General features: G+C 49.8%; 1 rRNA gene. It reads right to left on the reverse strand.

Annotated features, from left to right (window positions below):
* Window positions 1-538 (reverse strand): 23S ribosomal RNA (locus HMPREF0693_RS18210); the annotation flags it as partial.
* Window positions 539-566: the final 28 nt, after the last annotated feature.

The raw sequence follows: 566 nt of genomic DNA on the forward strand, positions 1-566 counted from the left end.
CTCCTACTGCTTGTACGTACACGGTTTCAGGTTCTTTTTCACTCCCCTCGCCGGGGTTCTTTTCGCCTTTCCCTCACGGTACTGGTTCACTATCGGTCAATCAGGAGTATTTAGCCTTGGAGGATGGTCCCCCCATATTCAGACAGGATAACACGTGTCCCGCCCTACTCGTCGAGTTCACAATAACAGCATCTTCAGATACGGGGCTATCACCCTTTACTGCCGGACTTTCCAGACCGTTCTCCTGACACTGCTATTGATTAAGACTCTGGGCTGCTCCCCGTTCGCTCGCCGCTACTAGGGGAATCTCGGTTGATTTCTTTTCCTCGGGGTACTGAGATGTTTCAGTTCTCCCGGTTCGCCTCATTAACCTATGGATTCAGTTAATGATAGTATCCATTGGATACTGGGTTTCCCCATTCGGATATCGTCGGGTATAACGGTTCATATCACCTTACCGACGCTTTTCGCAGATTAGCACGTCCTTCATCGCCTCTGATTGCCTAGGCATCCACCGTGTACGCTTATTCGCTTAACCTCACAACCCGAAAGTGTCTCTTTCAAAG

This window comes from Proteus mirabilis ATCC 29906, assembly GCF_000160755.1.
Classification (GTDB): Bacteria; Pseudomonadota; Gammaproteobacteria; order Enterobacterales; family Enterobacteriaceae; genus Proteus; species Proteus mirabilis.